28 protein-coding genes and 1 tRNA gene are annotated in these 26161 nt (G+C 70.9%); 15 read left to right on the top strand and 14 right to left on the bottom strand.

Translation table 11 applies throughout. The features are described 5' to 3' along the window. Positions 1 to 22: 22 nt before the first annotated feature. Together ABD355_RS42115 and ABD355_RS42110 are read left to right on the top strand one after the other, a co-directional pair. Positions 23 to 2641, top strand: a complete 2619-nt coding sequence (locus ABD355_RS42115) for a phosphoribosyltransferase (RefSeq protein WP_344406563.1) — start codon at positions 23 to 25, stop codon at positions 2639 to 2641. Continuing rightward, positions 2641 to 3459: an HAD family hydrolase gene (locus tag ABD355_RS42110; RefSeq protein ID WP_344406561.1), complete on the top strand. Its 819-nt coding sequence runs from the start codon at positions 2641 to 2643 to the stop codon at positions 3457 to 3459. Before ABD355_RS42115 ends, ABD355_RS42110 begins: the two co-directional genes overlap by 1 nt. Positions 3460 to 3546: 87 nt before the next feature. On the opposite strand, the gene ABD355_RS42105 is transcribed toward ABD355_RS42110, so the two are convergent. Next, a complete protein-coding gene (locus ABD355_RS42105) occupies positions 3547 to 3768 on the bottom strand; it encodes an FmdB family zinc ribbon protein (RefSeq protein ID WP_344406560.1) in 222 nt (73 codons plus the stop codon). Positions 3769 to 4058: 290 nt separating this feature from the next. Between ABD355_RS42105 and ABD355_RS42100 the strand changes: the two genes are divergently transcribed. The 3 genes from ABD355_RS42100 to ABD355_RS42090 all read left to right on the top strand — a co-directional run bounded on the left by ABD355_RS42100 (position 4059) and on the right by ABD355_RS42090 (position 7136). Next, positions 4059 to 5168, top strand: coding sequence for a penicillin-binding transpeptidase domain-containing protein (locus ABD355_RS42100; RefSeq protein ID WP_425585857.1), 1110 nt, complete (start codon positions 4059 to 4061; stop codon positions 5166 to 5168). 78 nt (positions 5169 to 5246) lie between these two features. Beyond that, on the top strand, positions 5247 to 6524 hold the full coding sequence (locus ABD355_RS42095; protein WP_344406724.1) for a polysaccharide deacetylase family protein: 1278 nt from the start codon (positions 5247 to 5249) through the stop codon (positions 6522 to 6524). A gap of 63 nt (positions 6525 to 6587) precedes the next feature. Next, on the top strand, positions 6588 to 7136 hold the full coding sequence (locus ABD355_RS42090) for a hypothetical protein (protein ID WP_344406557.1): 549 nt from the start codon (positions 6588 to 6590) through the stop codon (positions 7134 to 7136). A gap of 53 nt (positions 7137 to 7189) precedes the next feature. Here the strand turns inward: ABD355_RS42090 and ABD355_RS42085 are convergent, their stop codons facing one another. Both ABD355_RS42085 and ABD355_RS42080 read right to left on the bottom strand, forming a co-directional pair. Then, positions 7190 to 8563: a hypothetical protein gene (locus ABD355_RS42085; RefSeq protein ID WP_344406555.1), complete on the bottom strand. Its 1374-nt coding sequence runs from the start codon at positions 8561 to 8563 to the stop codon at positions 7190 to 7192. A gap of 81 nt (positions 8564 to 8644) precedes the next feature. Then, positions 8645 to 9427 (bottom strand): DUF4097 family beta strand repeat-containing protein, encoded by a 783-nt coding sequence (locus ABD355_RS42080; RefSeq protein ID WP_344406554.1) that lies wholly within the window; start codon positions 9425 to 9427, stop codon positions 8645 to 8647. A gap of 206 nt (positions 9428 to 9633) precedes the next feature. Between ABD355_RS42080 and ABD355_RS42075 the strand changes: the two genes are divergently transcribed. Further along, the gene (locus tag ABD355_RS42075; RefSeq protein ID WP_344406723.1) at positions 9634 to 10245 is read left to right on the top strand and encodes a hypothetical protein; all 612 of its coding nucleotides are present in this window, start codon (positions 9634 to 9636) and stop codon (positions 10243 to 10245) included. A 76-nt stretch (positions 10246 to 10321) separates the two neighbouring features. Next, a tRNA-Val gene (locus tag ABD355_RS42070) sits at positions 10322 to 10393 on the top strand. 93 nt (positions 10394 to 10486) lie between these two features. Here the strand turns inward: ABD355_RS42070 and ABD355_RS42065 are convergent. Continuing rightward, entirely contained in the window at positions 10487 to 11140 is a 654-nt protein-coding gene (locus tag ABD355_RS42065) for a hypothetical protein (protein WP_344406552.1), read from the bottom strand. Positions 11141 to 11380: 240 nt separating this feature from the next. Next, complete coding sequence (locus ABD355_RS42060; RefSeq protein WP_344406551.1) at positions 11381 to 11707, bottom strand: hypothetical protein; 327 nt, start codon at positions 11705 to 11707, stop codon at positions 11381 to 11383. Between the two features lie 23 nt (positions 11708 to 11730). Here ABD355_RS42060 and ABD355_RS42055 point away from each other — a divergent pair, with 23 nt between their 5' ends. Further along, on the top strand, positions 11731 to 12183 hold the full coding sequence (locus ABD355_RS42055) for a GNAT family N-acetyltransferase (protein ID WP_425585864.1): 453 nt from the start codon (positions 11731 to 11733) through the stop codon (positions 12181 to 12183). A 17-nt stretch (positions 12184 to 12200) separates the two neighbouring features. Here ABD355_RS42055 and ABD355_RS42050 read toward each other — a convergent pair whose 3' ends face one another. After that, the gene (locus ABD355_RS42050; protein ID WP_344406549.1) at positions 12201 to 13103 is read right to left on the bottom strand and encodes a ketopantoate reductase family protein; all 903 of its coding nucleotides are present in this window, start codon (positions 13101 to 13103) and stop codon (positions 12201 to 12203) included. A gap of 93 nt (positions 13104 to 13196) precedes the next feature. Here ABD355_RS42050 and ABD355_RS42045 point away from each other — a divergent pair, with 93 nt between their 5' ends. Further along, positions 13197 to 13421 carry a DUF2277 family protein gene (locus tag ABD355_RS42045; RefSeq protein WP_344406722.1) on the top strand — a complete coding sequence of 75 codons (225 nt, stop codon included), beginning with the start codon at positions 13197 to 13199 and terminating at the stop codon, positions 13419 to 13421. Positions 13422 to 13572: 151 nt separating this feature from the next. Here the strand turns inward: ABD355_RS42045 and ABD355_RS42040 are convergent, their stop codons facing one another. From ABD355_RS42040 to ABD355_RS42025, 4 genes are all read right to left on the bottom strand, one after another. After that, positions 13573 to 14184, bottom strand: a complete 612-nt coding sequence (locus ABD355_RS42040) for a DedA family protein (protein WP_344406547.1) — start codon at positions 14182 to 14184, stop codon at positions 13573 to 13575. A gap of 241 nt (positions 14185 to 14425) precedes the next feature. Then, on the bottom strand, positions 14426 to 14881 hold the full coding sequence (locus tag ABD355_RS42035) for a DoxX family protein (RefSeq protein WP_344406546.1): 456 nt from the start codon (positions 14879 to 14881) through the stop codon (positions 14426 to 14428). 332 nt (positions 14882 to 15213) lie between these two features. After that, positions 15214 to 16848 carry an alkaline phosphatase D family protein gene (locus ABD355_RS42030; protein ID WP_344406544.1) on the bottom strand — a complete coding sequence of 545 codons (1635 nt, stop codon included), beginning with the start codon at positions 16846 to 16848 and terminating at the stop codon, positions 15214 to 15216. 149 nt (positions 16849 to 16997) lie between these two features. Beyond that, entirely contained in the window at positions 16998 to 17642 is a 645-nt protein-coding gene (locus ABD355_RS42025) for an HNH endonuclease family protein (RefSeq protein WP_344406543.1), read from the bottom strand. Positions 17643 to 18021: 379 nt separating this feature from the next. On the opposite strand from ABD355_RS42025, the gene ABD355_RS42020 reads away from it, so the two are divergent. After that, complete coding sequence (locus ABD355_RS42020; protein WP_344406542.1) at positions 18022 to 18603, top strand: TMEM165/GDT1 family protein; 582 nt, start codon at positions 18022 to 18024, stop codon at positions 18601 to 18603. Between the two features lie 160 nt (positions 18604 to 18763). Next, positions 18764 to 19432, top strand: a complete 669-nt coding sequence (locus ABD355_RS42015; RefSeq protein ID WP_344406541.1) for an HAD family hydrolase — start codon at positions 18764 to 18766, stop codon at positions 19430 to 19432. A 148-nt stretch (positions 19433 to 19580) separates the two neighbouring features. Here the strand turns inward: ABD355_RS42015 and ABD355_RS42010 are convergent, their stop codons facing one another. Continuing rightward, positions 19581 to 20528 (bottom strand): peptidoglycan-binding domain-containing protein, encoded by a 948-nt coding sequence (locus tag ABD355_RS42010; RefSeq protein ID WP_344406539.1) that lies wholly within the window; start codon positions 20526 to 20528, stop codon positions 19581 to 19583. 169 nt (positions 20529 to 20697) lie between these two features. Between ABD355_RS42010 and ABD355_RS42005 the strand changes: the two genes are divergently transcribed. Continuing rightward, entirely contained in the window at positions 20698 to 22779 is a 2082-nt protein-coding gene (locus tag ABD355_RS42005; protein WP_344406538.1) for an MDR family MFS transporter, read from the top strand. Here the strand turns inward: ABD355_RS42005 and ABD355_RS42000 are convergent. Next, on the bottom strand, positions 22772 to 23263 hold the full coding sequence (locus ABD355_RS42000; RefSeq protein WP_344406536.1) for a GNAT family N-acetyltransferase: 492 nt from the start codon (positions 23261 to 23263) through the stop codon (positions 22772 to 22774). The two genes, ABD355_RS42005 and ABD355_RS42000, sit on opposite strands and share 8 nt — an antisense overlap. Positions 23264 to 23267: 4 nt before the next feature. After that, positions 23268 to 23900 carry a dihydrofolate reductase family protein gene (locus ABD355_RS41995; RefSeq protein ID WP_344406535.1) on the bottom strand — a complete coding sequence of 211 codons (633 nt, stop codon included), beginning with the start codon at positions 23898 to 23900 and terminating at the stop codon, positions 23268 to 23270. 190 nt (positions 23901 to 24090) lie between these two features. Between ABD355_RS41995 and ABD355_RS41990 the strand changes: the two genes are divergently transcribed. Further along, a complete protein-coding gene (locus ABD355_RS41990; RefSeq protein WP_344406534.1) occupies positions 24091 to 24759 on the top strand; it encodes a hypothetical protein in 669 nt (222 codons plus the stop codon). 5 nt (positions 24760 to 24764) lie between these two features. Continuing rightward, positions 24765 to 25214, top strand: a complete 450-nt coding sequence (locus tag ABD355_RS41985; RefSeq protein ID WP_344406532.1) for a hypothetical protein — start codon at positions 24765 to 24767, stop codon at positions 25212 to 25214. Here ABD355_RS41985 and ABD355_RS41980 read toward each other — a convergent pair. Further along, complete coding sequence (locus ABD355_RS41980) at positions 25203 to 25673, bottom strand: DnaJ family domain-containing protein (protein ID WP_344406531.1); 471 nt, start codon at positions 25671 to 25673, stop codon at positions 25203 to 25205. The genes ABD355_RS41985 and ABD355_RS41980 overlap by 12 nt on opposite strands. An 81-nt stretch (positions 25674 to 25754) precedes the next feature. On the opposite strand from ABD355_RS41980, the gene ABD355_RS41975 reads away from it, so the two are divergent. After that, the gene (locus ABD355_RS41975; protein WP_344406529.1) at positions 25755 to 26147 is read left to right on the top strand and encodes a hypothetical protein; all 393 of its coding nucleotides are present in this window, start codon (positions 25755 to 25757) and stop codon (positions 26145 to 26147) included. Positions 26148 to 26161: the final 14 nt, after the last annotated feature.

Below are 26161 nucleotides of genomic sequence, written 5' to 3'. Positions count from 1 at the left end.
CGATCTAGGTATCTAGGGGCTAGTGATCAACGCAGTGAACAACCCGGTCTGGTCCGGCACATGGGTCGCCGAGCGGCTCGGTGTCGAACTCGTGGGCGACGACAAGCTGACCGACCTGTTGGGGCTGGCCCTGCGGCGCAATCCCAAGCGGGCGCATCTGCTGGTGTCCAACGTGCTCGGCAAGCATGTGCCGCAGTCGCCGTCCGTGGTGTACGGGTACGGGTTCGCGCTCGGCCGCCGGGTGCGGGAGCTTCTGGGCGCGGAGGAGGCCGCCCGCGCGGTCGTCCTCGGGTACGCGGAGACGGCGACGGGCCTCGGCCACTCGGTCGCCGACGGCGTCGGACTCGCCCCGTATCTGCACTCCACGCGGCGTCCGGTCGCCTCGGTCGCCCCGGCGGGCGGCTTCGAGGAGTCGCACTCGCACGCCACCTCCCATCTGTTGCTGCCGGAGGATCCGGCGCTGCTGGTGGGGGACGGGCCGTTGGTGCTGGTCGACGACGAGTTCTCGACGGGCAACACGGTCCTGAACACCATCCGGGACCTCCACGGGCGGTATCCGCGGCGGCGGTACGTGGTGGTGGCCCTGGTCGACATGCGGTCGGCGGCGGATCTGGGGCGGCTGGAGGCTTTCGCGCGGGAGATCGGCGCGAGGGTCGACCTCGTGGCGGCCGCTTCCGGGACGGTGCGGTTGCCTCACGGCGTGTTGGAGCGGGGGCAGGCTCTCGTCGCGCGGTACGAGGCAGAGAGTGCCGCGGCGGCTGGTTCGTCGTCTGCGGGCGCGTCGGGGCTGGTCGCGCAGTTCCCCGCGCCCCCAGACAAGGGCGGTGCCGTTGAAGCCGACTTGGGCAGCACCCCCCCAGGGGCGCGGGGAACTGCGCGACTAGCCCCACACGACCTGCACCCGGAAGACAATCGCACCCGGCAGACGCGACCCGAAAACGGCCACGTCACCCGCGTCGACCTGTTCTGGCCCCGCGGCCTCCCCGACGGCGGTCGTCATGGCTTCACGCCGAGCCACCGTGCCCGTCTCGAAAACGCCCTGCCCGCGATGGCCGCCCGCCTCGCAGAGGCACTCCCGGCCGACGCGCGCCGCGTACTCGTGCTCGGGTTCGAGGAGCTGATGTACACGCCCCTCAGGCTCGCCCGCGAGCTGGAGCAGGTCGCCGACGCCGAGGTGCGGTACTCCACGACCACCCGCTCACCCGTCCTCGCGGTCGACGACCCCGGTTACGCGATACGCAGCCGCATAGTCTTCCCCGCCCACGACGACCCCGCCGACGGCCCCGGCGAGCGCTACGCCTACAACGTCGCCGGCGCCGGCTTCGACGCGGTGGTCGCGGTCGTCGACTCGGTCGCCGACACCCCCGAACTGCACGCGCCGGACGGCCTGTTGGCCCAGCTGGCCGCCCACACCCCGCAGGTCCTGCTGGCGGTCGTCCCCTCCTATGTGCCAGAGCCTCTGTACGTTCCCGAAAGGCCCGCCATGCTGCCCGAGCCCCTCCGCGGCCCCGCCTTCTCCTCGTACCCGCCCGAGGAGGTCGGCTGGCTGCTGCAGGACCTCTCGGACGTGACGCTGGAGGCGCCGACCGAGGAGCGGGAGGAGGCCATCCAGAGCGGCGGTGCGCACTACGCGGAGTCGCTGCCGGTGGAGTACCAGCCGAGCGAGCAGTACCAGGAGCTGTTCCACGCGGCGCTCGACGAGTCCGCGGCGCGTCTCGCCCTGGCGGTCGGCGCCGTCACGGAGATCGTGCTCGCCGAGCGGTCGCCGCGGCCGGTGCTCGTGTCGCTGGCCCGCGCCGGTACGCCCGTCGGGGTGCTGATGCGGCGCTGGGCGCAGTTCCGGCACGGCCTCGATCTGCCGCACTACGCCGTCTCGATCGTGCGCGGCCGCGGTATCGACGCCAACGCGCTGCGCTGGCTGGCCGCCCACCACGACCCCTCCGACGTCGTCTTCGTGGACGGCTGGACCGGCAAGGGCGCCATCACCCGCGAACTCGCCGACGCCATCGAGGAGTTCGAGGCGTCCGACGGCATCACCGGCTTCGACCCGGAGATCGCGGTGCTGGCCGACCCGGGCTCCTGCGTACGGACGTACGGCACGAGGGAGGACTTCCTCATACCCTCCGCCTGCCTCAACTCCACCGTCTCGGGCCTGATTTCGCGGACCGTGCTGCGCTCGGACCTGGTCGGTCCGCACGACTTCCACGGCGCCAAGTTCTACCGCGAACTCGCCGGCGCCGATGTCTCGGTGGACTTCCTCGACGCCGTTGCCGCCCGCTTCCCGGAGGTCGCGGACGCCGTCGCCACGCAGGTCAAGGAGTTGCTGTCCGGCGACCGCGAGCCGACCTGGGAGGGCTGGACCGCGGTCGAGCGGATCAGCGAGGAGTACGGCATCCACGACGTGAACCTGGTCAAGCCCGGTGTCGGCGAGACCACCCGCGTGCTGCTGCGCCGGGTGCCCTGGAAGATCCTGGCGCGGGCCGGAGCGGGCACCGACCTGGACCATGTACGGCTGCTGGCCGAGCAGAGAGGGGTCCCGGTGGAAGAGGTGGCCGAACTGCCGTACACCTGCGTCGGGTTGATCCACCCCAAGTACACGCGGGGCGCCACGGGTGCCGACGGCAAGGCGGTGAACGTCTGATGCCGGTGCTGGTGGCGAGCGATCTCGACCGTACGCTCATCTACTCCTCCGCCGCCCTCGCGCTGACCATGCCGGACGCACGGGCGCCCCGGCTGCTCTGCGTCGAGGTGCACGAGAGCAGGCCGCTGTCGTTCATGACGGAGACCGCGGCCGGCCTGCTGACCGACCTGGGCGACGCGGCGGTCTTCGTACCGACGACGACCCGGACCCGCAAGCAGTACCAGCGCATCAACCTGCCGGGCCCGGCGCCGAAGTACGCGATCTGCGCCAACGGCGGCCATCTGATGGTGGACGGCGTCTCCGACCTCGACTGGCACGCCCAGGTGACGGAACGGCTCTCGGAGCAGTGCGCCCCGCTGGACGAGGTGCGGGAGCAGCTGCTGGCCACGGCGGACCCGGCGTGGGTGCGCAAGCACCGGGTCGCCGAGGACCTCTTCGCCTATCTCGTCGTCGAGCGCGAGCTGCTGCCCGAGGAGTGGGTCAAGGAGCTGGCGGTGTGGGCGGAGAACCGCGGCTGGACGGTGTCACTGCAGGGCCGCAAGATCTACGCCGTCCCGAAGCCGCTCACCAAGAGCGCGGCCATGCACGAGGTCGCCCGCCGCACCGGCGCGTCCCTCACACTGGCCGCAGGCGACTCGCTCCTCGACGCCGATCTGCTGCTGGCCGCCGACCGCGCTTGGCGGCCGGGCCATGGGGAGCTGGCCGACGCCGACTGGACGGCCCCGACGATCAGCGCGCTCCCGGAGCGGGGGGTCTTGGCGGGCGAGCGCATCCTGCGGGAATTCCTGAAGGCGACCCGAGCAGGAGCGCCCCAATAGGGGCGCGGGGCTGTGTCTGATACGCGGCTACCGCCGCGTGGACGCGATCAGCCCCCACAGCCCGCAGACGACAACGCCCGGTTCTACCTAGCCGCAGCACCCTCCACCACAACACCCGCCCCCGCCGCCACCGCCCCGCGGTGCCGCGGCAGGGGCGGACGCGGTCCCGCCCACCGCCACGGTGGACAGCAGCTTCACCGTGTCCTCATGCCCGGCAGGGCACGTCGCGGGGTCGGAGGACTGAACCATCGGCCGGCTCAGTTCGAACGTGTCGCCGCAACTCCGGCAGCGGTACTCATAGCGAGGCATGACACCAGGTTAGCGGCGGCGCGACGCGGCGAGTGTGATCCAAGTCACGCGTCCATCATGTTATCTACTGCTCGGTATGTGATCGTTCCTGTTGGATTCTCATGTGGAGAACTCGCGAAGATCGTTGGTAGTTTCCGGGCGTGACCGGGACAGCACAACGACGTGGCCGACCGGCCGGCCACCGCCGCCGACGCGCGGCACCGAGGTGGTCTCCCCGGGCGGCGTTACGCCGCTTACGCCCCGCCCACCCGCGCCCCGGCCGGCACCGCTGGCTGCCCTCCTGGCGCCAGGTGCTCGGCGGCTTCGCGGCATCGACCGGCCTGACCGCCCTGTGCCTGACCGTCGCCGCCGCCATCGACATCCCGCAGAACCTGAACAGCCACGCCACCCAGCAGGACACCGTCCACTTCTGGTCCGACGGCACCCCCATGGCCCGTACCGGCTGGGTGCGGCGGCAGGCGATGCCTGTTCCGCGCCCTGTGGCGCACCCGATGAGCAGGGACGACATCCTCGACGGCGCCGCCTCCGTCGCCACCGACGGCCGGAACCTCGCCGTCCACGGCGGCCCCGACCACCGTACGCAGGGCTTCAACGAGCCCAACGCCGCCACCGTGCAGGCCGGTTCGGCCTTCCTGCCGTTCGTCTACGCGGCCGGTCTGGAGCACGGCGTCCGCAAGACCCGCGGCGGACCCGCCACCCGGATCACCCCGCAGACCCTCTACAACGGTGTCGCCGTCACCACGCCCGAAGGCCCGTACTGGGACCGCAGCGGCAAGAAGGTCACCGCCCACAACGACGACGGGAAGTCCCACGGGCCCATCAGCCTCGGCACGGCGCTCGCCCGGTCCGTGCACACGCCGTTCATGCAGCTCGGCATGGACACCGGCCTGAACGAGGTGCGCGAGACGGCCCTCGCGGCCGGCCTGCTGCCGTCCAGCCTGGGCCCCCAGGTGCCCGCGCTCTCCCTGGGCAGCTCCACACCCAGCGCCATCCGGAGGGCCAGTGGCTACGCCACCTTCGCCGCGGCCGGGCAGCACACCGAGCCGTACTCGGTGCGCCGTATCACCCACAACGGCGCGGAGGTCCGCCTGACCACCCCCACCGCGCGCCGCGCGATCGGCGCCGAGGTGGCCGAGCAGGTCTCCGAGGCGCTCACGGACTCCCTGAACGCCGCCCACCCCGGCGTCTCCACCGCGACCGCGACCGGCAGGTCCGGCACCACCGCCGACGACACCGCCGCCTGGTTTGCGGGCACCGCCCAGTCCGTGGCGACCGCGGTCGTCGTCCACCGCATGGACCTGGCCGCCTCCCTGGACCCGCTGCCGCTGAACGGAACCGCAGGAACGCCCGCCGACAGCGTCCCGTACGCCGTCTGGTCGGGCGCCATGGGCCTCGACTGACCGCCGGGACCCGCACCGCACCCCCCACCCCACTCGCAGAATGAGCACCGCATGCCCCAGGAACGCCGCATGCCCGGCATGACACCGCCCACCGGCCGACGACGCGCAGGACCCGACCGCCGCACCCCCCGGCTGGGATTCACGACCCTGGCACCCTTCCTGATGGTGGCCTCGCTGGTCGCCGCCTCCCTGATATTGACCCGCCAGGACCACACCCAGCCCGCCGCCGAGACCGACAAGAGCCCCAACGCCGCCGCCCCCCGGGCCACCCCGCCACCCACCTGGGACGGAAAGACCAGGGTCATCGGCGACGGCTCCACCTCCGACACCGGCCCGCAACCAGGCGAGTTGAAGGCCGAACCCCTCAAGCCCGGCCAGAAACCGCCCCAGTTCGTCGTCTTCTCCTGGGACGGCGCACTGGAGGGCGGCGACCATCTCTTCTCCCACTACCGGGAGCTGGCGAAGAAGTACGACGCCCATATGACGTTCTTCCTCACCGGCATCTACCTGCTGCCCAAGAACAAGGCGAAGCTCTACCACCCGCCCCAGCACCCGGCAGGCGCCGCCGCCATCGACTACGCCACCGACGACCACATCCGCACCACCCTCGAACAGCTGCGCCTCACCTACCAGGACGGCAACGAGATCGGCACCCACTTCAACGGCCACTTCTGCGGCAAGAAGGGCGGCGGCGACTGGAGCGTCGACGAGTGGAAGAGCGAGATCGACCAGTTCTACGCCTTCGCCGAGCAGTGGAAGACCAACACCGGCTTCACCGACGTCCCCGCCCTGCCCTTCGACTTCAAGAAGGAGGTCACCGGCGGCCGCGCCCCCTGCCTCGAAGGCCGGCAGAACCTGCTCAAGGCCATCAAGAGCTACGGCTGGCGCTACGACGCCTCCTCCACCGGCGACTTCCAGATCTGGCCCACCAAGAAGAACGGCGTCTGGGACTTCCCGCTCCAGCTGCTCCCGTACTCGGGCACCGACTACCAGGGCCTGTCCATGGACTTCACCTTCCTCTACAACCAGTCCGACGGCGCGACCCACGGCAACCCCGCCGACTACCCCCAGTGGGAGAAGCAGACCGTCGCCTCCTACATGAACGGCTTCAACCGCGTCTACTACGGCAGCCGCGCCCCCCTGTTCATCGGCAACCACTTCGAGGACTGGAACGGTGGCATCTACATGAAGGCGGTCGACCAGGTCATCAAGAACGTCTGCACGAAGAAGGGCGTCAAGTGCGTGTCCTTCAAGGAACTGGCCGACTGGCTGGACGTGCAGAAGCCGGAGACCTTGGCACGACTGCGCGGCCTGGACCCCGCCCAGTCGCCCGCCTGGCCGACGGTCGTGAAATGAACCACGCCCCACCGCAGGGAGAAACCCCGTGAGACCCAGCAAGCCCGGTGCGAGCAGGGCCCGTTGTACGGCCGTTGCGGCCATGTCCCTCTCCGCCGCCCTGGTCGAAGGGTCCCCGCGTACGTCCCTGAAGGCGACCGGCGGCGTGCGGCTGAGGGCCGCGCGAGGATACGCGGCGACGAACCGGCCACCACGGCCTTCACCGCCCACCACCAACTCACCTTCACCGCCCACCACCAACTCACCTTCACCGCCCTCCCGGACGGCACCTGGCAGCTCACCCGCGAACGCCTCACCGAACAGGGTCCCGGCCCCGTCAACGAGCCCGCCCCGGCGACCAGGGCAACCCCCGTCCGCCCCGGCGCCGTCATCGACGCACCCCGGTCGGCCATCACCCACCCCGCCCCCGCGAACCCCAAGAACCCCGGCACGGGTACGCCGTACGGCTACGCGGCGATGGCGACGTACGCCGAGAAGTACTGGAAGAACCGGCTCGAAGGACCACTCGATGATGACCACTACCGCAGCAGCAGCAGCGGCGTCCCGTACCTGACCTGCCACGACACCGACACCTACCGGCAGTCGCCGGCCAGCCTGATCGCTTCCTACTGAACTCGGCGTACTACGCCTACCGCAGCCAGCAGGAAGATGTGAGGGGCGGCGGCTCAGTGGCCGCCGCCGCGCTCCTCCCGGATCTGCGAGACGACCCGCGCCACCGTCTCCCGCACCGCCTCCGTCTCCGTCAGGAAGTGCCAGTAGTCCGGGTGGCGGCCCTCCAGGCCGGCGATCGCGCGCTCCAGCCGGGCCACCGAGTCGTCCAGCGGGCGCGCGTGCCGCGGATCCGGCGTCGCCCGGCCCGTCATCGCCAGCCGCTGGGCGTCCCGGATCGCGAACCGCGTCCGGTCGATCTCCTGCTGCGGATCCTTCTGCACGGCGTTCAACCGCTGCAGCCGGTCCCGCGCCGCCGACACGGACTCGTCCGTCGTGTTCAGCAGCGCCCGCACCGTCGCCAGCAACGAGGTCGCGTCCGGCCAGCGCTGGGCGTCTCGCGCGGCCTGCGCCTCCTTCAGCTTCAGCTCCGCCTGGCGCACATTCTCCGCCGCCTGCTCCGGCACATGCTGCAGGTCCTGCCAGCAATCCGCCACGAACCGCCGCCGCAGCTCGCTCAGCACCGGATCGACCTGCCCGGCACGCGTGGTGAGCGCCTGCGCACGCGTCCGCAGCGAGACCAGCCGGTGGTCGATCTCGGCCGCCTTCTGGGGCAGCCGCTCGGCCTCCACCCGGATCGCCTCGGCCTCCCGCGCCACCCGCTCGGCCCGCTCCAGCGTCTGCGGCACCCCGTGCTGCCCCGCACCCTGGTTGAGCTTCGTCAGCTCAGGGCCGAGAGCGGCAAGACGGGCCGCGAGATCGTCCGCCCTGAGCTTCGTCTCCCGTACGGCATCCAACGCGTTCGAAGCGGCGAGCAGCCCCTGCCGCGCCCGCTCCACCGCCGGAGCGAGCCGGGCCAGCTGCGTCTCCGCCTTGCCGAGCAGTGGCCCGAGACCGTCACCGAAACGATCCAGCTCCCGCTTGACGTTCGCCAGCTCGTCCTTGGCCCTGGTCAGCTCGGTACGCGCGTGTGCCGCGACCGACGCATCCAGATCGTCCCGGTCCAGATCATGCGCGTCGACGGCCTCGATATAACGATGGCTGGCCTCGTCGATCCGCCGCCCCAGCGCCTCGAAGTCCGACACGGCCCGCCGGGCGGCGGGAGTGTCGTCGACGGCCCTGATCGTCTCGATCGAGATGCGCAGTTCACGCTGGGCGGTGTCCAGCTCGTAGAACGCGGCCGCCGCGGCGTCCTTCGCGGCCTGCGCCTCCGCCCGCTGACTCTCCGCCCGCCCCCCGAACCAGCGCCGGGTGCCCCCGCCGGCGAACGCGGCGGGCAGCGCCAGCGCGGCGACGAGGGGCAGGGCGAGGAGGGTGAAGACATCCGTCATCACCTGACGGTGTGCACCCGGCACCGACGGCGAGTACGGCTTCGAAGGTGTCGCCGTCACATCCCTCTCCCGTGCTGTCATCCGTCCAGGCCGGTGCCTCGTTTCATTCTCCCACCGGTTAAGGACGAACACACGGGCCGGTTAGTTCGCGGTCTTCAGGGTGACTTTGCCGTCACCGCTGCGCGCGGACACCACGTGCGAGCTGGAGTCGGACCGCGGCACGGACACATCCACCGAGCCGTCGCCCGTCTGGGTCGTCACCCGGTACGTGGCCTTCGGCAGCGCAACGGTGACCGAACCGTCATGACTGCGGGAGTCCACCAGGTCCGGCACCGCACCGAGTTCGAGGTCCACGGAACCGTCACCCGTCTCGACACGCACCTGCCGCGAGGAGACATCGGCACGCACGGACCCGTCCCCGGTGCGCACCGCCAGCGGCCCACTGGAATCCGTCACATGCACGGAACCGTCCCCCGTACGAACACTCAACGCATCCTCGAACCCCCGAGCCCGCACGCTCCCGTCCCCGTCCTCCACCTTCACGGTGACCCCGCGCGGCACCTCGATCCGATGCCTGGCCGAACAGTCGGCGACCACACCGGAGCACTCCATCCGCAGCGTCAGCCTGTCGCCCTCCATCTTCCAGCTCACCTTCGGGCCCTTCCCGAGAGTGACGCTCCCCTGGAACCACCGGGTGACCTCGACCTTCCCCGCCGGATTCCCCGCCGCGGCGACGATCTCCAGCGCCGAGTCGTCGGAATCCACGGTGAGGGTGCGCCCCACCAACGCGAACGCCCGATGATCGGGCTCCTTGTCGTCCCCAGCGGAAGCGCCACAGCCGGCAGCACCCCCCACAAGAACCCCTACGACCCCGACGGCAAGACCGACACGAACGACAACGGAACGGGCACGGACGCGGGCCATGACGATCTCCCCCTGGACGGATTGCTGAAGTGCTCCGACGGTACGGAGCGGGGGGCGGCGGGGCGATCCCGGCTGCTACCGGATGTGGGGTGGGGCTAGCCCCCGTATGGGCTTGAAGGACACACGTGCGTGCATCGAATGAGTGACCTTTTCGGATGGTCGTCGTTGCACATGATGAACGGATCTTCGATATCGATGGAGTGCGAATGGGCGGGCTGCGTGGGTTGGTGCCGCCCTTCGTGGTGCCCGGTCCTGTCGGCGTCACGATCCGGTCGCGGCTGCGGGTGTCGTCGGCAGAGGCGACAGTGCTGACGTCCGTGGGCGGCTCTTTGGCGTCGAAGGATCTCGCGGTGCGGTCCCGGGAGGGGGTCGGCCACGATGCCTCTTCTTGGGCGGCCCGGAAGCGGGAGCTGTCGGGGCTCTCATCGGCGCGGTGGGCGGGAAGTATTACGAAGGCGACGCACGACCAGTGGGCGCTGGTGCAGAAACCGCTCACGACGAAGATCCGTAAGACCACTCGCCACGACGCGGCAGCCGTGGCGATCGGACGGCGCGCCCTCGGGCATTCGATCCGGCGACGGACGGCACCGCCCCGTACCCACCAGAGCGATGGATACGGGTATCGGACCGTCCAGGCCGGACCGGACACCCCGGAGCGTGAAGGACCCCGCCCCCGCCTTCCCGGACCACGGACACGATTCGTGCCGTCTGGACGCGGAGTGAAAGCGGGTGACCAGCGGGCCCAACACCGCTCGGGGCACGCGGCCGGGCATGCGTCCTGGGAGCAGGACGTACTCCCGCTCGGTCTCCAGGAGTAATGGCTGCAGTTCTGCCCTCCCGTGATTCGGGATTGCAGGACAGCGCCCGGGACAATGTAGGCTGTCGACCTGTCCAGGGTGCGTAGCTCAGCGGTAGAGCGCCTGCCTTACAAGCAGGATGTCGGCGGTTCGAAACCGTCCGCGCCCACCGGGCTTGAATAGCGGGCCAGAGGCCTCTCGGTGTGATCACCGGGAGGCCTTTCCTGTGATCAAGCGGTGGTAGGGCGCAGGGTGCCGCCGGTCAGTTCCAGCCGCCGAGCAGGCCGGAGCTCAGCTGGGCGTCGCAGATGTTGTAGCCGCCGGCCGCGTGGCCCTTTTTCGTGTGGCCGTCGACAGTGACCGAGCAGGTGATGTCCCCGGAGCCCTGGAGCTGCGCGCTCACGGTGTAGTACATCGCGTCCTTGTTCAGGGGCAGGGTGGCCTCGAACTTGCCGTTCTTGAAGCTTCCCTTGCGGGTGTCGGAGTCGGAGCCGTATGTGATGTCGAGCGGACCGAGGGCCCCGGAGGGGGCGGTTCCCCACACCTTGAAGGTGACGACCTTCTTCGCAGGCTTGGTGTCGGTCTTCTTCGCGTCCTCGCTCTTGCTCTTGTCGGCGGCCGGCTTCTGGCTCTTGGGCGCGCCGGCGGTGGCCTTGACGTCATTGGAGCCGTCGGCCTTGTTGGACTTCGAGTCGCTGCCGCCGCCTACCGCGACACCGATGATGCCGATCAGCACGAGCACGGCGACGAATCCGAGACACCCGAACCCGATGATCTTCCCGGCGCTGGACTTCTTCGGCGGCTGCGGAGGCGCACCCCATCCCTCCTGCGGGCCGCCCCACGGCTGAGGCTGCCCGGGCTGCTGCGGGCCGTTCCAGCCGGGCTGCTGCGGCTGCTGCGGGTATTGGTTGCTCATGTTCCCCCCTGGGGCCGTACTTGTGGCTTGCGCGTGTGTGACTGGTGAAGGATCTGTGTGGTTGCCTCGAATCGGCGATCTTCACCTGATCGTGATGAACACTCGCGTAGCGGCACCGTGTGGCCGAGTGGACATACAAAAGACCCGCCATCGCGAGGCAATGGCGGGTCTTCGCATGGAGGGCGACTCCAACTTCCTTGAACTGCCCGTTCGTCGACGGTTCCGCCCGGACGGCGTTGGTCATGCCTCGTGGGCGTGCTTCAGCCTGGTGCGGGCGTCCACTCGCTTTTCGGTCTCGATCTCCGACCAGAAGCGGTGGGTGCTGACGAACACTGCGAGTTCGTGTTCGCGTTGGCGGAGCTTCTCCACCTCGGCCTGTTCGTCGGCCGTCCAGCCGGGGGAGGCGGGGCGTTCCACCTTGCGCCAGCCGCCCGTGTCGCTGAAGCCGTCCAGGGGCTCGACCGACCAGGGCAGCCGCTTGAGCAGGGCCGACAGCTCCGAACGGACCTGATGCAGCTCCTCCTGACCGGCGAGGAGGTCACTCGGAAAGTCGTAGGTCGTAGCCACGAACCAATGCTACGCCTGTTCGAATTAGGGATGCGAGTTCCTTCCGGGGTTCATGTGGAGCCGGGGCGTTGTCGGACCCGGCTCCCGAGAGTGAGGAGAAGCTTGCCGATCGGCGTCGGCGGTATCTGGTGCTGGGTGACGGGCAGATGTACCGGGTCGTGCTGGCGGGCAGTGGGGAGAGCGTGGGGTCGGTCGGGTTCTGGGCCCGGCAGTGGCGGGGCGGCACGGTGTGGGAGGTGGGCTGGGGGGTGCTGCCCGAGTTCCAGGGACGGGGGCTGGCGCGGGCTGCGCGGGATACCGCTGAGCACCGGTATCTGCACGCCTTCCCGAAGGAGGACAACGGCCCGTCGAACTCCGTCTGCCGGCGGGCCGGGTTCACTCTGCTCGGGCCCGTCGACATCGAGTACCCGAAGGGGCACCGCATCACGTCCAACGGCTGGCGGGTGGACCTGGAGTCCGTACGGAAGCCCGGGTGACGGGGCCCGCTCCGGTGTCAGTGGCCGGTGTCCGCCAGCTCCCGTACCACGCGCGCCGTCACCGGCACGCTCACCCCGTGCCGCTCGGCCGCGCGCAGCAAAGCCCCGCCGATCGCGTCCAGTTCGAGCGGGCGGCCCGCTTCGGCGTCGCGCTGCATCGAGGACTTGGTCCGGGGCGGGAAGGCGTCGTAGCGGGCCAGTGCCTGGGCCGGATCCGCCGGGCCTCCGCTCGCGCGGCTGACCGCGGCCGTCTCCGCCACCAGGGCCGTCAGCTCGTCCCGGTGCCGGGTGCGGACGTCGCCGAGCGGAAGGCCGTACCTGGTGGTGAGCAGGGCGAACGGCGCCAGGAACGACATCTTCGCCCACAGGGCGGCCGCCTCGTCGTCGAGCACCCGGGTGGCCGGACCGGCGGTGCCCAGGGCCTGGGCCAGCAAGTCCAGTCGGTCGCGGTCCACTCCCTCGCCGGTCAGGTCGATCTCGGCGAAGGGGCTGCCGTGCTCGATCACTCCCGCCGCGACCCGGGTCGACTCGACGCGGATGACCGCGGGGGCGATCAGGTCGGGGCGGTAATGGGCGCGCAGGGTTGCCGGGTGTTCGACGCCGTTCAGGAACGGTACGAGGAGGGCGTCGCCGAGGGCCGTGGGCGGGACGCGGTCGAGGGCGTCGTCCAGGGAGGTGTGCTTGACGGCGACCAGGCAGGCGTCCACCGGTTCGCGCAGGGCGGTGTCCGCGTTCACGCGGGCCGTGAAGTCGCCGAACAGGCCGCTGCGGACGCGGATCCCGTTTCTGCGCAGCGTCGCCGTGGTGGTCTCGCCGGTCAGGCAGATCACGCGGTGGCCGGCGCGGGACAGCAGCCCGGCGAGCAGGCCGCCGATGCCGCCGGGGCCGAGGACGGCCACCGTGAGTGGGTCGTTCGCCATGATTCTTTTGTCCTTCCGTCGGTCGGCCCCGTGGTGGTGGCCGCCTCGCGAAGGATCATCGCAGGCACCCCCGAGTTGGGCGAGACTGGTCTCATGTGCCGGAGCATCAAGACACTTCGCCCGCCGGTGTTGCCCGAAGAGGCGACGGAGGAAGAGATCAGGGCTGCGGCCCTGCAGTTCGTGCGGAAGGTGTCCGGCTTTCGGGCGCCGGCCGCCCATAACCGGGAGGTTTTCGAGCGCGCCGTCGAGGCGGTTGCCGCTGCTACGGCCGAGCTGTTGGCCGGGCTTGAGGTGCGGGGGCAGAAGGCGTCTGCCTAGCGTGCTTTGCGGCTCCGCCGCGGGGGCGTGACGGTTGTCCGTTGTCTGCGACTCCGTCGTGGCTGGTCGCGCCCGCGCGGCGGAGCCGCAGATCGACACAGCCCCGCGCCCCTTTGGGCGCTCCCCGAACCCGGCGGACTCCCGAAGGGCCCTACGACGCCTTCGCCGGGCGGCGCATGACGTAGGCCGCTCCTGCCCCTGCCCCGAACAGCGCCAGTACCGAGACCGCCGTGGCCACCCAGGTGGTGCCCAGCCACTGGCCGCCGTAGTAGCCGAGCGCCACGCTGTAGGTCGCCCAGGTCAGGCCCGCGAGGGCGGACCAGGGGAGGAAGTCGCGGGCGCGGCGGTGGGCGGCGCCCGCGCCGAGGGAGACGACCGAGCGGCCGGCCGGGGCGAAACGGGCGAGGATGACCAGGGCGCCGCCGCCGCGGGCCAGGGCGGCGCCGAGACGTTCCTGCGCGGTGGTCAGCCGGCGGGAGCGGGCGATGGCGCGGTCCAGCCGCTCGCCGCCGCGCCAGGCCAGCCGGTATGCCACCAGGTCGCCGAGGACGGAGGCGATGGCGGCGCAGAGCGTCAGGCCCAGGATGTCGGGGACCGCGTGCGGTACCTGGCCGCTCGCCGAGCCCGCGGCCGCCGCCGTGGCGGCGGTGATCACCAGCACCCCGCTCGGCAGGACCGGCACGAACACGTCGAGCAGGACCGACAGCGCCACCATGGCGTAGATCCATGGGCTGCCGGTCAGCAGCTCCACACTCTCCAGCACCGCGAACTCCCCGTGACTCCCCCGTGGACCGAACCGTGCCGCGAACGTCGCGAGGGAGCGGCAAGGGCGGCCATGACAGCCATACAGCGTACGCCGGGGCTGTGACGGGAGTTTCATGGGGGGCGCGTGGGATCGGCACAGGACGTTCACCGGCCAACGCCCGCCCATGAACGCACAGGTCTTTGAACGTGCAGAGCCTTCCCCCACCCGCGGGGGAAGGCCCCAGGATCAGCACACCGGATCAGGCAGCGACCGGCGTCTGCTCTGCCGCGGTCTTGTCCTGCGCCGTGGCGCGCTTTGCGAACAGCCGGTCCAGGCCGAACGCGCCGGAGCCGGTGAAGACCAGCAGCAGAAGGGTCCAGCTGAACATCGCGGCGGCCTCGCCGCCGTTCTCGATCGGCCACAGGGCGTTCGGCTGGTGCACCTTGAAGTAGGCGTACGCCATCGCGCCCGAGGCTATGAAGGCGGCTACGCGCGTAGCGAGGCCGAGCAGTACGAGGGTGCCGCCGACCAGCTGGATGACGGCCGCGTACCAGAACGGCCAGGCACCGGTCTGGACGGTGCCGCCGTTGGTGCCGGCCACGCCGCCGAGGACGCCGAAGAGTGAGGCGGCGCCGTGGCAGGCGAAGAGCAGGCCGACGACGATGCGGAACAGTCCGAGGGCGTACGGCTGCGCGTTGTTGAGGCGAGCGGTCATGTGGGGGGTACTCCTTCGGTCGGCCGGTCCGGGGCGGACCGGTCTGGGGGACGAGCCGAGCGAGTAATTCACCGTAGGTCTGCTCCATGGATGCTTGCAAGTTCAACATTCGGCCATCGGTTCGGTTCCGTTTCCGGCTCCGTTTCACCCGTAGCCGCACGTAGCAGCGCCCTGGCCATGGCTTCCACCTCCGAAAGCGTGACCGAATCCACTCCCGGCGGGGCTCCGGCCGCCGTCACCCAGTGCACACCTTGCGTGGGCGCACCCCAACGGCGAACTGCCGTGAATGCAAGCACCATTGACGATCCGTCAGCCCATACCGCCGCTCGGTTTCACATGGAGGTGAGGGTGGACTCCTCCACGGTCTTGAGCACCCGGTTCGGCTGCGCCTGTTCCAGCCGCAGCCGCGCCGAACGGCCCTTCAGCGTCAGCGTCATCAGCTGGTTGCCGAACCAGGGCCCGCCCTTCTTGCGCCAGCCGACCGGCGGCCGCTCGCACCGCCCGTGCCGGGCGAACCGCCGGCCCAGGGCGCGGGCCGCTGCGCTCCAGCCGAAGCGGAAGCCGATCCGGATCGACAGCGGGACGGAGTTGTGGACCGGGGAGCAGGTCAGCTGCAGGACGCGGGCGTCCGGGGCGGCGGAGGACCAGACCGGCTCGGCCACATACGCGTGGTGCACGTCCCCCGACAGGACGAGCACCGTCGCAGGCGCCTCCGCCCCCGAACCGGCCTGGGCGATCAGCCCGGTCAGCGCGGCGAAGGAGGCCGGAAAGGCCGCCCAGTGCTCCAGGTCCGCCCGCCGCCGCAGATCCTCCCCGAACCGCGCCCAGCGCGCCCCGCGCTCGCCGCGGCACAGTGCCGCGTTCCACGCCTCGGCGTCGTGCACCAGATGCGGCAGCAGCCAGGGCAGGGAGGTGCCGATGAGCAGATGGTCGTAGGACCCGCGTTCCGCCAGGGCCTGCTCGCGCAGCCACTCGGTCTCGCCGGGGTCGAGCATCGCCCGGTCGTCCTCGTCCAGGACGCGGGCCGCCCGGGTGTCCACCATCAGCAGGCGTACGCGGCCGAAGTCGCGCCGGTAGCTCCAGCGCACGGCGCTCGGGTCGGCGTCGGCCTTGCAGGCGAAGGCGCGCAACTCGTCCGTGCCGTCAGGAAGTTCGCGTACGGCCGCATACAGCGGGTCGGCCGCCAGCTCGGCCGGTGAGAGGTTCCCCAGATGCTGGTGCACCCAGTACGACATCAGACCGCTCAGCAGCCGCTCCCGCCACCAGGGGGTCGCCCGCATGTCCTCAAGCCAGGCTGCGGAGGTGTTCCAGTCGTCGATGACGTCGTGGTCGTCGAAGATCATGCAGCTGGGCACGGTGGACAGCAGCCAGCGCACCTCGGGGTCGAGCCAGGACTCGTAGTAGAGGCGGGTGTACTCCTCGTAGTCCGCGACCTCGTTGCCCGGCGGGTCGCTCAGGTCGCGGCGGGCGGCCAGCCAGCGGCGGGTCGCCTCCGAGGTCTCGTCGGCGTACACCTGGTCACCCAACAGGAGGAGCACGTCCGGCCGTTCGCCGTCCGGGTCGGCCGCGATGCGCGCGGCGAGGGTGTCCAGGGCGTCGGGTCCGACGGGGTCGTGCTCATCCGGTGGAGGGGCGGCCCAGCGGCAGGAGCCGAAGGCGACGCGGACGCCGTCGCCGCCGTGCGGGGTGCGGATGACGGAGGGCGGGAACCTCCGCGGGGAGCCGGCCGGCGGCCACACGCAGGTGCCGTCGAGGAGGACGTCGTACGGCGTCGTCGTGCCCGGTGTGAGGCCGGTGACCGGCACGAGGGCGTAGTGATGGCCCGCGATCTGGAAGGTGCGGGCCTCGCCGCGGGCGCCGTCCGTGCAGCGCACCTCGGCGGTGCACGGACGGCTCGCCTCCAGCCAGACGGTCGCGGACGAGCCGTCGGCATACCTCAGCAGTGGACCCAGGCGCAGTTCGGCCACGTCATGCCCGCCCTTTCCATGGCCGGGCTCGCCTCCGGGGCGTCTCGGCCGCCCCTTCGGCTCACCCTCCTCCGTCGCCCCGTACGGTACGGAACGACGGGGGCCGGCGGGGAGGTTCCTTTACAGAATCCGCCGCAATATCCGCGGTATCAGCAGCCGGAGAGGTAGCTGGTCAGCGCGGACTTCTCGGCGGAGTCGACGGAGAGGTCGTAGTAGTACTTCACCTGGACCCAGGCGCGGACGTAGGTGCAGACGTACGCGGAGCGGGTGGGCACCCACTCGGCCGGGTCCTGGTCGCTCTTGGAGCGGTTGGAGCTCGCGGAGACGGCGATCAGCTGCGGGCGGGTCACGTCGTTGGCGAACGCCTGGCGCCGGGCGGTGGTCCACCCGCTGGCGCCGGAGTCCCAGGCCTCGGCGAGCGGCACCAGGTGGTCGATGTCGAAGGTGCTGGGGTCGGTGGTGGTGACCCCGTCGTACTGCGAGTACCAGGAGCCGCTGGTGGCGGTGCAGGCGGAGTTGGTGACGACGTTGCTGCCGTCCCGCTTGATGACGTACTCGCGGGTGTTGCAGGTCCCGGAGATCGTGATCCAGGTCGGGAACAGGTCGCGGTCGTAGCCGGTGCGGTTCTCGGTCGCCACGGTGAGCGAGGCGAGGTAGGTGCGGGCGGTGGCGGCGCTGACGGGGGTGGGGAGCGCGGCGGAGGCGGCCGGAGCGTCGAGGAGTGCGGCGGAGGCCATGAGTCCGGTAAGAACCGCGAGTATGCTGAGCCGTCGACGCGCGTAGAACTTCGGCATGCGAACTCCCTTGGGGTGTGGGGGCGTTGGGGTGCGAGCAGGGGAATGCTCGTGGCGTCGTGTTGCCGAGAGGTGAGCGTTCGGTAAGAAGCTAATGTCACGTACATGACACGACAAGGTGTACGCCTGAACTTTCGCCCGTGCGGCGGTCGCGTACGATGGATGGCGCAGAAGGGGAGTAGCTCTTCGCCGGACCGTCGACATACTGCTCAGCTCGTCTGAGCCGGCGCCCGGAGGCAGGCCTCGGTCACGGGGCCGGCCAGCGAGACCTTCGGCAAAGCAGTGCACCACTGTGTCTTCCGCTGTGTGCTGCCGTGCCGAGGTGTCGTATCGCAGTCACAGCACTCTCGGCGGGGCGGCCCCGACCGATTGAGGAACCTTGATCAGCTTCACCGTCACGGCGCTGGTGTTCGGCGTCGTCTTCCTTGCCGAACTGCCCGACAAGACCGCGCTCGCCGGGCTGGTGCTCGGCACCCGCTACCGCGCCTCGTACGTCTTCGCCGGTGTGGCCGCGGCCTTCGCGCTGCATGTCGCGCTGGCCGTGGCGGCCGGAAGCGTGCTCACCCTGCTGCCCCAGCAGATCGTCCATGCGCTGACCGGCGTCCTCTTCCTGGGCGGCGCCGCGGTCCTGCTGATGAGGAAGGGCGAGGACGAGGAGGAGATCCGGGGGCCCGGGAACCAGTCCTTCTGGAAGGTCGCGGGCGCCGGTTTCATGCTGATCCTGGTCGCCGAGTTCGGGGACCTGACCCAGATCATGACGGCGAACCTCGCGGCCCGTTACGACGACCCGCTCTCCGTCGGCCTCGGAGCGGTGCTGGCGCTGTGGGCGGTGGCCGGACTCGGGATCGTCGGCGGAAAGGCCCTGATGAAGCGGGTTCCGCTGGCCCTCATCACCAAGGTCGCGGCGCTGCTGATGCTGGCGCTGGGCGTGTGGAGCCTGTGGGAGGCCGTCGCCGGGTGAGTGGGACGCCGGGTGCTGAACACCGGGTGAACTGTCTCCGGGGGTACTGGCGGATGCCGGACGTGTTTTGTACCGTAGAAAAACAAAGTGGCTCCCGCCCGTTTTCCCTGACCGGCGGGCGGGGCCGCCTTGTTTCCTTCCTCGCGCCCTGGAGCTGCCGATGACGGTCACCACCGTGCCCACCGTCCTCACCGCCCGCGCCCTCCTGCTGGACATGGACGGCACCCTCGTGAACTCCGACGCCGTGGTCGAGCGCATCTGGCGTCGCTGGGCCGAGCGGCACGGGCTGGACGCCGACGAGGTCATGCAGGTGGTGCACGGACGCCAGGGCCACGCCTCCATGGCGCTGCTGCTGCCCGACCGGCCGATGGAGCAGAACCTCGCCGACAACGCGCGCATGCTCGCCGAGGAGACGGCCGACGTGGACGGCGTCGTGGCGATTCCTGGCGCTCCTGAGTTCCTCGCCTCGCTGCGGGGGCTGCCGCATGCCCTGGTGACGTCGGCTGACCTTGCTCTCGCCACGGCGCGGATGGGGGCGGCGGGGCTTGCGCTTCCCGAGGTGCGGGTGACTGCCGAGTCGGTGGGGGCGAGCAAGCCGGATCCCGAGGGGTTCTTGAAGGGGGCGGCCGAACTGGGCGTCGAGCCGGGCTCGTGTGTTGTCTTTGAGGATTCCGCTGCGGGGATCGAGGCCGGGCGGGCTGCGGGGATGCGGGTCGTGGGAGTGGGGGCTCGGGCGGATCTGTATGAGCCGGATGTGGTGGTGCGGGATCTGACCCGTGTGCGGGTTGAGGGCGTGGCCGGTGGGGGGATTCGGCTGTACGTCGGGTGAGGGTGCCGTCGGGGGGCGCAGTCCGGTGGTGCGGGGTGCCGCCCCGCAGTCTGTGGTGTTTTTGAGCCCGTCCGGCGTTTGAGGACGAGGCCGTTCAGGCCGAAGCGGGGGTCTGGGGGCGGCAGCCCCCGGTCGGGGGCGCGCGGCCTCACGGCTGCGACGTCTCAGACTCCAGCCGCGCACGCGTGACCGCCCCGTACACGCCCAGCTCGTCCTCCGTGATCCCCCGCGCCCACTGGTACCGGCTGACCGCGTCCTCGACGCCCTCGTCGTAGTGGCCGTCCGGCGTTCCCGTGTAGAGCCCGAGCTGCGTCAGGCGCAGTTCGAGTTCGACCACCTCGGGGCCCTCCGAGCCGGGGCGCAGTACGGGAGGTGCCGTCTGGCGGCTGTCGGTCGCTCCGATGCTGGCGCCGGCGGTGGCCGTCGGCGGGGTCCGGGCCGGCTCGGGCGAGCGGGACGGCCTCGGCGAGGCGCTCGTCGCCGACGGGGACGGCGAGAGCGACGGGCTCGCGCTGTGCACCGGTGCCGGCGGTGCGGGCCGCCCCGCCGTGGCGCTCTTCGACGGCGACGCGGACTCCGAGCTCGGCGTCACGTCCGGCACGCTCGCCCGTACGTCGTCGGGCAGCGCGGTGTCCCGTGTCGGCGCCTTGTAGGAGAACAGCCCGCTCGCCATCCCGGCCGCCGTCATCACCGCGACGACCGCCCCGCCGACGCCGAGCAGCACGGTGCGGCGTCTGCGGCGCCCCCTGCCGGGTGCGTCGTCCTCGTCGTACGGCTCCTCGGCGGCTTCCGTGCCCGCGCCCTCGAACAGGCGCAGGGCGTCGGCGCTCGGCACCTCGGCACCCACCGGCCGTAACGGCATCGTCGCCTCGACCGCAGGCGGCGCAGGAGGTGCGACGGGCTCGCTTCCCTCGCCCTCCAGCTCCACATACGGACGTATCCGCAGTGGGTCGAAGTCCTCCGCCGCGGCCTGTTCGGCCGAACGGGCCGCGCGCAGAGCGTCGGACGCCCGTTGAGTGCAGCCGCAGGACGGGGTGTTGTCCGCCCCTCTGGGCGCTCCGCACTCCGGGCACTGGTGACCTTTCGGGTCTGTCACGCGTTCGTCCCTCCCTTCACGCTCCCCTCGCGAATTTCAGAGGTTATCCAGATCAGCTTCACGCCGTGCCCGGAGCCCCCCGGAATATCGGGTTCCATGAGGACTCAACAGGCCATAACCGGTCACACCGATCACCATGGACCTGTAACGAGAGCCGCAGGAGGTCTTCATGGCCGGGGATGCGCACGGTATGACGGGCGATGTGCGAGACGCACAGGCATCCGCGAAGCCCCCAAAGCGGGGCGGCGCCACCCAGGAACACGTGTCCGGGAACGTACTCGTGTCGATCGGCGCCCTGCTCCTCGGGATGCTGCTCGCCGCCCTCGACCAGACCATCGTGTCGACCGCGCTGCCCACCATCGTCAGTGACCTCGGCGGCCTCGACCATCTGTCCTGGGTGGTCACCGCGTATCTGCTGGCCTCGACCGCCGCGACCCCGCTGTGGGGCAAGCTCGGTGACCAGTACGGGCGCAAACGGCTGTTCCAGACCGCGATCGTGATTTTCCTCATCGGTTCCGCGCTCTGCGGAATGGCGCAGAACATGCCCCAGTTGATCGCGTTCCGGGCGGTGCAGGGCCTGGGCGGCGGCGGGTTGATGGTGCTGTCGATGGCGATCGTCGGGGATGTCGTCCCGCCGCGTGAACGCGGCCGTTACCAGGGCCTGTTCGGGGCCGTCTTCGGTGCGACGAGCGTGCTGGGGCCGCTGCTCGGCGGGCTGTTCACCGAACACCTCAGCTGGCGCTGGGTCTTCTACGTCAACCTTCCCGTCGGTGTCGTCGCGCTCGCCGTGATCGCGACCGCCCTGCACATCCGGCGCCGGACCGCGCAGCACGTCATCGACTACCTCGGCACCTTCCTCATCGCCGCGGTCGCCACCTGTCTGATCCTGGTCGCCTCCCTCGGCGGCACCACCTGGGGCTGGGGCTCGACGCAGATCGTCGGGCTGATCCTGCTGGGCGTCGGACTGGCCGTCGCGTTCGTGGCCGTGGAGCGCAGGGCCGCCGAACCCGTGCTGCCGCTCAAGCTGTTCCGCATCCGGACCTTCGCCCTCTCCGCGGTCATCAGCTTCATCGTCGGCTTCGCCATGTTCGGTGCGATGACCTATCTGCCGACCTTCCTCCAGGTCGTCCAGGGCGTGACGCCCACCATGTCCGGTGTGCACATGCTGCCGATGGTGTTCGGCATGCTGCTGTCGTCCACCACCTCCGGCCAGATCGTCAGCCGCACCGGACGCTGGAAGGTCTTCCCGATCACGGGCACGGGCGTCACCGCACTCGGCCTGCTGCTCCTGCACCGGCTCGACGAGCACAGCTCCACGGCCGAGATGAGCGTCTACTTCTTCGTCTTCGGCCTCGGACTCGGCCTGGTCATGCAGGTGCTGGTCCTCATCGTGCAGAACGCCGTCTCGTACGAGGATCTCGGCGTCGCCACCTCGGGCGCGACCTTCTTCCGCTCGATCGGGGCCTCCTTCGGCGTGGCGATCTTCGGCACGGTCTTCGCGAGCCGTCTCGGCGACAAGCTGACGGACGCCTTCCGCGGCGTCCGGCTCCCCACCGGCATCTCACCGGACGCCCTCAAGTCCGACCCGCGCGGCATCGGCTCCCTGCCGCCCGCCCTGCGCGGACCCGCCCTGCACGCGTACGCGGCGTCCATCACCGACGTCTTCCTGTACGCCGCCCCCGTCGCCCTCCTCGGCTTCGTGCTGGCCTGGTTCCTCAAGGAGGACAAGCTGCGCGGCTCCGTCACGGCGCCCGACGTCACGGAGACCCTGGCCAGCAATCCGGTCGAGCGGTCCTCGTACGACGAGGTGTGCCGCGCGCTGTCCCTGCTGGGCACGCGGGAGGGCCGGCGCGAGGTCTACGAGAAGATCACCGAGCGGGCGGGCTACGACCTGCTGCCCGCGGCGAGCTGGCTGCTGCTGCGGATCAAGAAGCAGGGGTGGGCCGAACCGGCCGTGCTCGCCGAGCGCAGCACGGTGCCGCTCCAGGTGGTCATCGCCGCCGCCCGACAGGTCGAGGAGCGGCGCCTCGCCACCCGGGAGGGCCTCGATCTGGTCCTCACCGAGCAGGGCCACGAGGTGGCTGAACGGCTCGCGCGGGCCCGTGAGGAGTCGTTCGCGGCACTGCTCGGCGACTGGTGGGGCCCGGAACGGCCGACCGATCTCAACCGGCTGGTCAAGGAGCTGAACGAGGAGATGTGCGGCTCGGACCAGGAGCAGCCGCACAAGGAGTCCGCTGCGAAGGTCAGTTGAGGACCTTGCGGAACCAGTGCTCGGCGTACGCGGCGTCGTTGTGCGGCCCGGTCTCGGTGTAGCCGAGCCGTGCGTACAGGGCGCGGGCCTGAGTGAGGTCGCTCCGGGTGTCGAGGACCAACTGCTCGGCGCCGAGGTCCCGGGCGGCCTCCTCGGCGGCGCCCACGAGGAGCGCGGCCCCGCCCTTGCCGCGCATCCCCTCGTGCACGAAGACCCGGGTGAGCTCGGCGGTCGTGGCGTCCAGCAGCCGTACACCCGCGGACCCGGCGGGTTTGCCGCCGTACCGTGCGATCAGCAACCGTCCTGTCGGCGGGGCGAGTTCGCCTCCGGTGTTGGCCGCGATCTCCCGCTCCAGCTCGGCCGGGTCGGTCCGGCGCCCCTGGTGCAGGAGGTAGTAGCGGTCGCTGACCTCCGTGTAGTACGCCCGCCAAAGGGCGGCGGCCGCGGGGGAGTCGACGGGTTCCGGGGCGATCGTCCAGGTCACCGGGTCATTGTGCGGGGACGGTGTGCGGGGCACGCAACCGAATATGGGTCACCTCCGGCGAGTCCAGGACCTGGGTCTTCTGCCACTCGATGTGCTGGTCGCCCAGGTCGTCGAAGAGCCGGCGGCCCCCGCAGGCGAGGACCGGCACGACGTGCAGGAGGAGCTCGTCCAGCCATCCCGCGCGGATGAACTGCTGCACCAGGTCCGCACCGCCCGCCAGCGACACGTCCTTGGCCCCGGCCGCCTCCCTGGCCAGCTCCAGCGCCCGCCCCGGGCCCTCGGTGACGAAGTGGAAGGTGGTACCGCACTTCTTCACCAGCGCCTCGCGGGCGTGGTGCGTGACGACGTACACCGGCGCGTGGAAGGGCGGCTCCTCGCCCCACGGGATCTCCCCGGTGATGTACATGCCGTGCCCCATCACGACCGCGCCGGGCCGGGCGACATGCTCGGCGAGCAGATCGTCGTCCGGTCCGGTCTCCCCGCCCGGCATCCCCTGCATCTGCCGGAACGTCCGCAGCCCGAACACCCACGAGTGCAGCCGCTCCCCACCGATCCCGAGCGGGTGCTCACGCCCCGACTCGGGCCCCGCGATGTACCCGTCGAGCGACATGGCCAGCCGCGCGATGACCTCTCCCATGACAACCTCCTCAGTACGCTTCCGAACCCCTGTACCCCTGCGTCGATCGACGCCCCGCCGAATCGACACACCTCCGGTACGAATCCGGAGCCGCGCGAGCCGAGGAGCGGGCGGCCGCCGTTTGAGGGGTGGCTTGTGGGCAACCCGGACGAGGAACCGGCCCGAGGGGCCGACACACCGGAAGGCACCCATGTCCACTGGCATGATCATCGCTCTGATCGTGATCGTGGCGGCCGTGGTCGTTGTCGCGGCCGCCCTCATCCTGCGTGCCCGGGGCGGGTACGGCGGCCGGGACCTGAAGCGGCGCTTCGGGCCCGAGTACGACCGGACGCTGGCCCGGCACGACGGGGACGCCAAGGCCGCCGAGCGTGAGCTCACGGAGCGCGTGCAGCGGCACGGATCGCTGCGCGAGCAGCCGCTGGAGCCGGCACGGCGCGAGGAGTTCACGGCCCGCTGGACGGCCGCGCAGGAGCGCTTCGTCGACGCGCCGCGGGAAGCGGTCGCCGAGGCCGACCGGCTGCTCGCGGAGCTCGCCGCCCTCCGTGGCTTCCCCGACGACAGCCACTACGAGGAACAGCTCGCCGCGCTCTCCGTCCACCACGCCGACCACGTCCACGGCTACCGGCACGTCCACCGTGTCGCCCGCGTCGTGAGCGGGCAGGACGGCGACCGGGCCGACACGGAGGAGATGCGCGAGGCCATGGTCGAGGCCCGGGCCCTGTTCGAGGACCTGACCGCCCCGCCCCGCAGCACCGACAAGGCCCCGGCGTTCACCGCCGGCCGCACCAAGGCCCACAAGCACGAGAGCAGCGGCCATCTGCCCTGGGCCCTCAACCGACGCCATGCCAAGGGGAGTTGAGGAACATGACGGACGCGACGACCGGCCCCGCCGCCGAAGGCACCGAGACCGAGGACAGGACCAACCGCACCACGGTGGCACCCACCCCGCAGGAGGTCACGGAGGAGGCGGACCAGGGCGGGACTCACGAGGGCACGGCCCTCGGCCGGCCCACCGGCACTCCCGGCACCGCTGCCACCACCACGCCCGCCGGCGGCCGTCTCCTCCCGCAGGACGAGTGCGACAAGCTGGATCTCCGTCTTCGCCAGGCCGTCTCCGGGTTCGTGGACGGGCCCCGGGACTCCGTCGAGGAGGCCGACCACGTGGTCGAGGAGATCGCCGGACGGTTCACCGAGGCCCTGACCCGGCGCCGCCGCACCCTGCGCATGTCCTGGCAGGACGGCGAGGACACCGAGCAACTCCGGCTGGCCCTGCGGGACTACCGCAATCTGGCGGAACGACTCCTACACGGGTGACCCGTTCGAGGTACCCGGAGTGCCCGAAGCACCCGTACCCCTCTGCGCGTCCCTCGCCGTCGCCCGGCGCTCCCGCCACTCCCGTACGACCTCTTCGACGTCGTACGGCTTCATCCCGAGCGGGGGGCCGGGCGGCGGCTTGAACATCATGTCGCGGATCTTGACGTTGACGTCGGTGACGAGCTTCCGCGCGATCCGCTCCGAGGGCGCCGCATACGCCGCCGCCAGCGCATCCTCGGCCTCCTTGCGCAGGGCGAGCGTGGGCGGCAGCACGGACAGGCCCTCGCGGGCCATCTTCTGCTTCACCCACCACAGTTCGTCGTACGAGGTGTCGGTTCCGGCGGGCAACGGCTTGCCCGCGCCGGGCAGTTGGGCGAACTCGCCGCGTCTTTCGGCATCGCGGATCTGTTTGTCGACCCAGGACTCGAACGGCACACCCGGTGGCTTTCGCTCGGTCATGACTCCATTGTGCCGGACGCGGCATGCCCGGGCGATTTATCATGCGGCCGCCGTGTTAGGACACTTCAAGAGGAGCAGCGCGTGCTCGAACTGACCATGGCCACCGTCTCCGGGGCGGAAGAGGGGGCCACGGCCGGCATGCTCATGGCCGACGCACCCAGTGAGCCCGGCGCCGTGCTGCGGGTGGGGCGGGACACCTCCGTGTGCCGCCTTGCCACGCCCGACGACTGGCTGTTCATCTCCCGGGTCCACCTGGAGTTCCTGTGCGGCCCCGAGGGGACCTGGCAGCTGACCTGGCTGCGCGGCTCACAGCCCGACCCGTCCTCCGAGGTCCGGCTGATCGTCGGCGAGTACGCACAGCCGCTCGCCTACGGCGGGACCGTGGCGCTGCCCAGGGGCGGCAGCGGCGAGATCGTCGTCCAGGACCGCACCGCCCCGCGCAGCGTCAACGTCGGTTTCTACCACGAGTTCTGAGCGGCAGCCGAGGA

Source organism: Streptomyces longisporus (assembly GCF_039532765.1).
Taxonomy (GTDB): Bacteria; Actinomycetota; Actinomycetes; order Streptomycetales; family Streptomycetaceae; genus Streptomyces; species Streptomyces longisporus.
This window is presented reverse-complemented; position numbering and strand designations above follow the sequence as displayed.